Here is a 7,506-nt window from a genome sequence, read left to right as displayed (position 1 = left end):
GCCGCTTCTTCCCCATGCTCTCCATGATGATGGACATCCTCCCGGAGACCCCAGGTCCCCTGTTCTCGGATGTCCGTCAAAACGGGGCAGGCCCACAACACCGAACCGACGCGTCTGTGTGCCGTGCGACTCCGCGCTGGCATACCCCTTGTTCCTCAACGTCGACCGTCCCGGCCACTGCGGATCGTGAGCGCCGGTGGCTTGTTGCTAAGTGCGACACTCTCGGCCTGCCCGACCGTGCCACAGCAACCTCAGCCGAGTGGACCACCCGGGACGCGACGTCGACTGATAGGTTGCGATGTGTGACGGCTAATGACGACCCTGCCACCCTCTTCAGTGAGCAAGACATGGATGTCGAGTCGGGGGTGAACCTGGATGACGAGACCAGAATCTCCGGCGAACGTGTTCCAAAGTCGCTCGTTAGCCCGCCACCAGCGTCCACAAAAGCCGCACCACACATCCGAAGGGTCTGGTTTCGCAATTTCAAAGGCTTCGAGGAATTTGAAGTCCGGCTTGGTCGATTCAACGTCCTAGCTGGCGCAAACAACGCGGGAAAGTCGACCCTCCTCCAAGGCATCGACCTCTTCTACTCGCTATTAAAAGTGCATGCTTCTGGCGACCGCGTGCGGGACCGAGGGAAGCTCCTAAATCCGGCGATTCTTCCTGTCGCGACCCCGCGCGACCTTTTCTATCACGGCATTACCAGGCGCGGGAATGCTAACGTTCCCGCCATCGTTGGTGCGGAGTTTGACAACGGGACGAAAATCGAGTTCGGCGTTCGATCGATCTTCGGTAGCATAAATAGTAAGATTGAAAGCCAAGAACGGGCCAACGATGAAATTCTGAGCGCCCTACTCGCGCAACCTGCGGTGTGGGTGCCGAGCTCAGTTGGAATCGTTCGAGACGAGGAGTATCGAACCGCCGCGCGACAGAGAGGTCTCATTAGTGCGGGTCGGCACAACGAAGTTCTCAGAAACTTGCTTGTTCTTCTAAGCCAGGAAAGCCCCGACCGATTCGATCAACTTCAGGAAATTCTTAGCCAACGCTTCAACGCCCGCCTAACGGGCGTTGAATTCGACGGCGCCTTCGACCAGTTCGTCAGCGCGGACTACGCCGATGATGATGGCACGCGGCACGACCTGTATTCGGCAGGGGCAGGCTTCGTTCAAGTAGTGCAAATGCTCGCATTTATCCTTACGCGCGATGCAAGCGTACTGTTGCTTGACGAGCCAGATGCTCATCTGCATTCAGCACTGCAAAGAGTCGTGGTAGAAATCCTTGACGAGGTAGCGGGAACCCAACAGTTTCAGGTGGTTCTATCGACCCACAGCAAGGAGATCATCAATTTCGTTGATCCGAGCAGGCTGATCCTGATCGAGAGCGGGGCACAGGCGGCCGAGGCCGCTACATACGCGGTCACTCCCGTGACAATTCTCAAATCTCTCGGCGCTATCGACAACGTGGACGCCTATGCACTGGTTTCGAACCGGAAATGTCTATTCGTTGAGGGCACCACAGATCAGGCGATTTTGGGACGCTTCGCAGCGACTTTGGAAATCCGAGCGTTGACTGGAGATGACCGAGTTGTCATCGTACAGACCGGGGGATCCGATAGCGAAGGCCATTTGCAGCAACTCGATGTCCTTGAGGGTGTACTCGGAGTCAACCTCAGTACATTGCAAATTAAGGATCGCGACGGTCGACTAGCCGAATATCGCAATGCACAGATGACTGAGGCTAAGCGCCCTCTTCACATCTTCGAGCGCGACTGCATTGAGAGCTATCTCGTCGAACCTTCTGTGCTCCGGCGCGTCATCGAGGACGTTTGCAGAGAGAGAGGAGCGCCGGTTTCAATCTCGAACGATGACATCTTGAACATTATCGAGAACGTGTGCGATGACCTTCGCACCCCTGCAACCGACAGAATCGCACAGCGATATATCGGAGATGAGTTCACCAGAAACAATCGCCGCGCCGGCGTCGCCGAAGCAAACAGCCGGGCACGCGAGGTGATGGAAGCCGCGTGGCCCACACTTGAAACCCGACTGTCTGTTCTGCCCGGGAAGACACTACTCTCGAAGATTCGACAAGTTGTTCAGTCAACTTTCGGCGCCAGTTTTGGAAACGAGCGACTCGCAGAAGCATTCAAAAGAGAAGATATACCTTCCGAGATTACTGAAATTCTTAAGGCCGTCGCAGATCTCCGAGGCGACAGCCCGCCGTCACGCAATATGCATCTCCCGACGCAGTCACCGCGTACGGGTAGTTGTTGATATGTGTTGCGTCGGTGCAGCTGGAGCAGTACGTGGGGAGCGCGGTCGGCTAAGGCGCTACGCGGCCTGCGGCAAGACGCTCGACCTGCACCCGGCAGATGGCAAAGGCGGGTCGTGCCGATTCCCAGCCACCTACCGGTCCTGCTGATAATCAACGGTGCGGGCACCGGGCCACACCCGGCTGGATCTCACAGATCCTCCTATGCGTACGGGGGGCTGCGCATACAGAATCTACCCTTTCGGGAGATGGGCGGCCGCCGGTCGGCGTCCGGCGGCCGCCCCACGTCCGGTCAGCTCGCGTACACCTCCAGCGCCGCCAGTTGCCCGGCCGGCCAGCCGGTATTACCGGTAACGGTGACCCGCACGTAACGGGTCTGCGCGGCACCAAATGTCAGCGACACCGAGTTGCCCGTCGAAGGGTCGAACGTCCGCCCCGCCGAGGAAACCAGCGTCCCGAAGCTCGCACCATCCGTGCTGCCCGTGACGGCAAGCGTCTGCGTACGAGCACCCCACGCCGATGACGGCGGCAGCTTCAGCACCACCCGTCCGACCGTGCGCGTCGCGCCCAGGTCGACCTGTACCCACTGGGGGAAGGCGTTGTTGGCGCTCTCCCAGTAGCTGTTCGCGTCGCCGTCGACCACGTTGCCCGAGCCGTAGCTCTGGACGTGGCTGCTCTCGCTGGTGGACCGGCCGCGGGCGAGGTCGGCGTTAGCCGGGGCGTCGGTGGTGACGGTGACCGCCTTCGAGGCCGCCGAGGTGTTGCCGGCGCCGTCGCGCGCGGTGACGGTGAAGGTGTACGAGGTGGACGCGGCAAGGCCGCTCACGGTCGCCGTGGTGCCCGTGACCGTGCTGACCACGGTGCCGCCCTGGCGCACCTGGTAGCCGGTCACGCCGTTGTCGTCGGTCGACGCTGTCCAGGCCAGGGACACGCTGCTCGCCGTCCGGCCGGTCACCGTGAGGCCGCTCGGGGCGGTCGGTGGGTTGTCCGTGGTGCCGCTGGCGGCGTACACCTCGACCTGGGCGAGCTGGCCCGCCGGCCAGCCGGTGTTGCCGGCGATGCTCAGCCGGATGTGGCGGGCCGTGGTGGTCGTCAGCGTGCGGGTCACGGTGTTGCCGGTCGCCGGGTCGAAGGTGAACGCGGAGGCCCCGGCGATGGTGGCGAAGGAGCTGCCGTCGACGCTGCCCAGCACGGTGATGGTCTGGGTACGCGCGCCCCAGCTGGCGGGCAGCCGCACCACGAGTTTGTTGACCTGGTGGCTGGCGCCGAGGTCGACCTGCCACCAGTGCGGGAACGAGCCGCCGCCGCTCTCCCAGTACGTGCCGGCGTCGGAGTCCACCGCGTTCGACGCCGGGAAGGGGCCGTTCTGGCTGCTCGCCGAGGCGGACCGGCCGGCGGCCAGGTTTCCGCTGGCCGGCGGCGGGGTGCCGAGCGTCGGCGGCGTCGGGCGTACGGCGGTGAGCGCGAGGTGCCCCTTGAGCATCCGGCCGCCGTCCGCGGTGATGCGCAGGTAGTAGTCGGAGGAGCAGGCGACGCCGTCCTCGTCCAGGGCGCGGATGTTCGCGCCGGCCGGGGTGGTGGCCTGGGTCTCGGACGTCTTGGCGATCTGGTTGCCCTCGTTGTACTCGTCGAACATGGACACGTAGAGGCCCTGGGAGCCGAGCCGGACCATGTTGTAGATGTGCCGCCAGTAGAAGTCGCCGTGCTTGCGGTGCCCACCGGCGAGGTCGCCGGGCATCACGCAGGGCAGGTAGTCGATGCCGCGCGCCGCGCAGTCGGCCATGTCGCCGACGTTGACGTTGTTGTAGTACGAGTCGAGCTCCTCCACCGTCCTGGCCCGGTAGACCATCCACGGCGAGATCGCGTGGAACGCGTGGTAGACGTCGAGGAAGCCGGGGCGGGAGTCCTCGATGCCCTGCCGCCACCAGGTGGGCACGCCACCGATGACGTAGCAGCCCTGCGCCTTGAACCAGTTGACGACCTCCAGGCACGGCCCGGGGGTGAAGGGCCGGCTGGATTCGCTGAAGCCGAAGCCCCAGATGCAGACGACCGGCTTGCCGTTCTGGCGGGCGTACGCGCTCGACGCGGTGTGCGCGGACATCTTCGTCGTCCAGTCGGTCTTGATGTCCGCTTGCATGGTCAGCCAGTCGGTGACGTCGTACATGATGTAGAACTTGCGGCCGTAGCGCTCGGCCGCCGCGCGGACCTTCTGCGTCATCGCGTCGCGGGTCGGCCCCTCGTCGCCGGTCGGGTTGAACCGTTGCAGCGCGGCGGTGTCACAGCCGTACTCCTGCATCCAGCGAAAGTGGGTGTCCACGGTCTGCTGGTCGTAGGAGGAGAAGAGGGTGGCCGGCGAGCCGTTGCCGAGGTTGGGGTACGCGGTGGGATAGCTGCGCGTGTACTCGCGCATGTCCGGCCAGGACACGATTGTGGTGTTGGACGGCGACGGCGGCTGGAAGCGGTCGCGGCTCCAGTGCCACCAGCCGCCGATGGGCGCGGAGTCGCCGGGAGCGCTGAACCAGCCCTGGTAGCCGACCGTCACCTTGCCGACCACGTCGCCTACCGGGCTGGCGGCGTACGCGGGGCTGGCGAGGGTGGTGAGCAGCTCGGTGGTGGAGGTGGCGGCGAGGGCGGACCCGGCCAGCACTGACGTGACGAACCTGCGGCGGGAGACCGCCATGACGACCACTCCTTCGGGACGGAAGGCATTGACGGCCATCGTGGCAGCAGCGTACGCCGTCCCGCAAGAGTAGGACTGATCGATGAAATATTCGTCCATCCAACTGGAAGGTATCAACCGGTCACAGAACGTGTGGCGGGTCTTCGTTGGCGTTGGCCACGATGATCGTGGGGATGAACTCGGCCAGGGCCGCGGAACCGTGCGGGGGGCCAGGTCGAACTGGAAGCTGGAGTTGTAGTCATCGAGGGGCTTGTGGTGCGGCAGCTTCGACAGGTGAAAAGTCCGGTGTATAACACGGCCCATGTACTCTCGGGCGCCGCGGCGACGCAGGTGGGCCCGGTTTGCCGTGGACGTGTATGCCTTCTCGGACAGCACCGTGTCCGGCCGGGTTAGCGGCCGGCCGCTCCCGGCCCGGGCCACACGCACCCTTAGCCAGCATGGGGCTGACCTGTCGGCTGTCGCCGCGCTGCCAGTGGTCACCACTACGGCCATCGGCTTGCGGCCCTGCTCATACACCAGAAGCGTCTCGGTGGCCCAGCCGCTCCGCGATTGGCCGAGCCCATGGTCTGCCGGCTTGGCCTGCATAGCACTGGGCGGCTCCTTCTACGCATCGCCGTCACGGCGGGCGGGTCGAGATAACCGATCGGCAGAAATCTCCGGAGTCACGGCAACGTTCGCTGGGGTCGAGAGCGTAAGTAGTGGCCGTGAGATTGAAACTGAGGGTGCGGGTGGCTGATGCACGATCGCGAGGATAAGGAGGTGACAGCCTTTGTACGGGCGCGTTACGGATCGCTACTCCGGACCGCCTTCCTGCTGTGCGGAGACCGAGGGAAAGCCGAGGATCTGGTCCAGACGACGTTGGCCAAGACGGTTGTGGCGTGGTCTCGACTGCAACACTCAGAAGGCATCGATCACTACGTTCGGCGCATCCTAGTCAACACCTTCGTGACCTGGAGGCGGCGCCGATCCTGGTGGGAACAGCCCTTGGGGCGGCTGGTGGAGAGTCAGGCACGCGACGAGTACGTGCGGGTGGAACAGCGGGACTTGCTCCGCCGGGCGTTGGACGGGCTGCCAGCACGACAGCGTGCCGCCGTCGTCCTGCGCTTCTACGAGGACCTGTCCGAGCAGGACACGGCGCTAGTACTGGGTTGTTCGGTTGGCACGGTCAAGAGTCTTTCATCAAGGGGCCTGCAGACTCTGCGTACGCGGTGGGTTGAGGCCGACGCAGCTGCTGATCAAGAGGTGCGCTATGCATAACACGACCGAGTTGCGTGACGGCTTGGCGGACCTGGCCGAGTCGGTGGTACCGACCGAGGGCTATGAAGGCAAAATCATGCGGCGGGCAAAGCGGCGTCGCGGGCGGCGGCGTATCACCGCCGGAGCCGCAGCTGCAATGTGCTTGGCGGTGCTGGTCACGATGTTTCGGGTTGTCGGATTCGAGTCCACACCGCACCTCGCTGCATCACCACCAGATGGCCCATTTCTGGGCTGGTCCGCGGTGGGAGACGTGGACGCTGGCCTGGTACGTGAGGCCACCAGCGTCTGGGACCGCACCAACTCGGCAGGCCCGCACACTGATGTTCGGGCCCTTGTCGCGACACGCCATCCACGCCTGCGCTCGACGGTGGTCGTCCTGCAGGCATACGACAAGCAGGGCCACGCGCGGTTGGCGTTCTTCACTGGTGATTCTGGTGCGGCGGACGCCTTGCGGATGCGGGTTGATCGGCCGGCGCCCGACCCGGTGAAGACTCAGGTGATAAGTCTGGTCAGTCCACGGTTGTCCGGAGCCGCCGGCGAGGTTAGTAACGACTCCGCGGGCACCTACGCCATCGCCCTCGCCATGCCGGGCGTAACAGCGGTGCGGGTGTCGAATACCGCAGTCGATGATGAAATGACACAAGAACCGGGCGGACCCACCAGTCGCCTTGTTGTAAAACGATTCCCGATCGCTGCGACGGCGCAGACGACGACGATCGCGGGATTCATCAAGCCGAAGCGACCGTTCGCCAGTTTCACGAAGGTGTTCGAGGTACCTGGTGAGGACGGTGTGGACGGCGATGCGCGGGCCGTACCCGCTGAGGTAGTCGGCAGGAACGACCAACAGATGATCGTGGCGTTTTCGAAGGATCAGGGAGTCCGAGAGGGGCAACTAGCCGTCGTCGCTGAAGGTTTGGTCGGACGCATAACGGCGGTCGATCCCGTCCGCAGCGAAGCCACTGTCGACCTCGTTACCAGCGCCGGATTCGCTGGCCAGGTGTACACGAATATCAGCAATGTTCCGGGTTCCGTACGCGGCACCGGCGGAAAATTGGTCATGGAAGACGTTCCCGCAGACGGTGAGGTTTACCGGACCAACCGTGTCTTGATGCCGGATCCGTCCCAGCAGAGCAATAAGGTTGGCGCTGTCACGATCGGGCGAGCCTCTGCGGACAAGGCGGCAGGCGCGACCACGGTGGAGCTTAGGCCAACAGCCGACCTTGCCAACCTGACTAGATTGTCGATCATGACGCCATACGCCCCCTGACGGCGGCCTGCCGACGCAAGGATGCGCGGAG

General features: G+C 63.8%; 4 protein-coding genes. 3 read left to right on the top strand and 1 reads right to left on the bottom strand.

Annotation, left to right across the window (positions count from 1 at the left end; all coding sequences use genetic code 11):
- Positions 1-347: 347 nt before the first annotated feature.
- Positions 348-2,273, top strand: a complete 1,926-nt coding sequence (locus ACFYPR_RS21335) for an ATP-dependent endonuclease (protein ID WP_387261869.1) — start codon at positions 348-350, stop codon at positions 2,271-2,273.
- Between the two features lie 290 nt (positions 2,274-2,563).
- Here the strand turns inward: ACFYPR_RS21335 and ACFYPR_RS21330 are convergent, their stop codons facing one another.
- Positions 2,564-4,951 carry a discoidin domain-containing protein gene (locus ACFYPR_RS21330; RefSeq protein ID WP_387261866.1) on the bottom strand — a complete coding sequence of 796 codons (2,388 nt, stop codon included), beginning with the start codon at positions 4,949-4,951 and terminating at the stop codon, positions 2,564-2,566.
- A gap of 735 nt (positions 4,952-5,686) precedes the next feature.
- On the opposite strand from ACFYPR_RS21330, the gene ACFYPR_RS21325 reads away from it, so the two are divergent.
- Positions 5,687-6,208 carry a SigE family RNA polymerase sigma factor gene (locus ACFYPR_RS21325; protein WP_387261863.1) on the top strand — a complete coding sequence of 174 codons (522 nt, stop codon included), beginning with the start codon at positions 5,687-5,689 and terminating at the stop codon, positions 6,206-6,208.
- The gene (locus ACFYPR_RS21320; protein WP_387261860.1) at positions 6,201-7,475 is read left to right on the top strand and encodes a rod shape-determining protein MreC; all 1,275 of its coding nucleotides are present in this window, start codon (positions 6,201-6,203) and stop codon (positions 7,473-7,475) included. Before ACFYPR_RS21325 ends, ACFYPR_RS21320 begins: the two co-directional genes overlap by 8 nt.
- Positions 7,476-7,506: the final 31 nt, after the last annotated feature.

Source organism: Micromonospora sp. NPDC005254 (assembly GCF_042872525.1).
In the GTDB taxonomy this organism is placed as follows: domain Bacteria; phylum Actinomycetota; class Actinomycetes; order Mycobacteriales; family Micromonosporaceae; genus Micromonospora.
Note: the sequence above shows the minus strand (reverse complement) of the source record. Positions and strands in the feature narration are given on the sequence as shown.

What these genes read in the sequence shown, in the direction of transcription:
- ACFYPR_RS21335 (WP_387261869.1), top strand. Translation starts at nt 348, where the DNA reads ATGGATGTCGAGTCGGGGGTGAACCTGGATGACGAGACCAGAATCTCC.
- ACFYPR_RS21330 (WP_387261866.1), bottom strand. Translation starts at nt 4,951, where the DNA reads ATGGCGGTCTCCCGCCGCAGGTTCGTCACGTCAGTGCTGGCCGGGTCC.
- ACFYPR_RS21325 (WP_387261863.1), top strand. Translation starts at nt 5,687, where the DNA reads ATGCACGATCGCGAGGATAAGGAGGTGACAGCCTTTGTACGGGCGCGT.
- ACFYPR_RS21320 (WP_387261860.1), top strand. Translation starts at nt 6,201, where the DNA reads ATGCATAACACGACCGAGTTGCGTGACGGCTTGGCGGACCTGGCCGAG.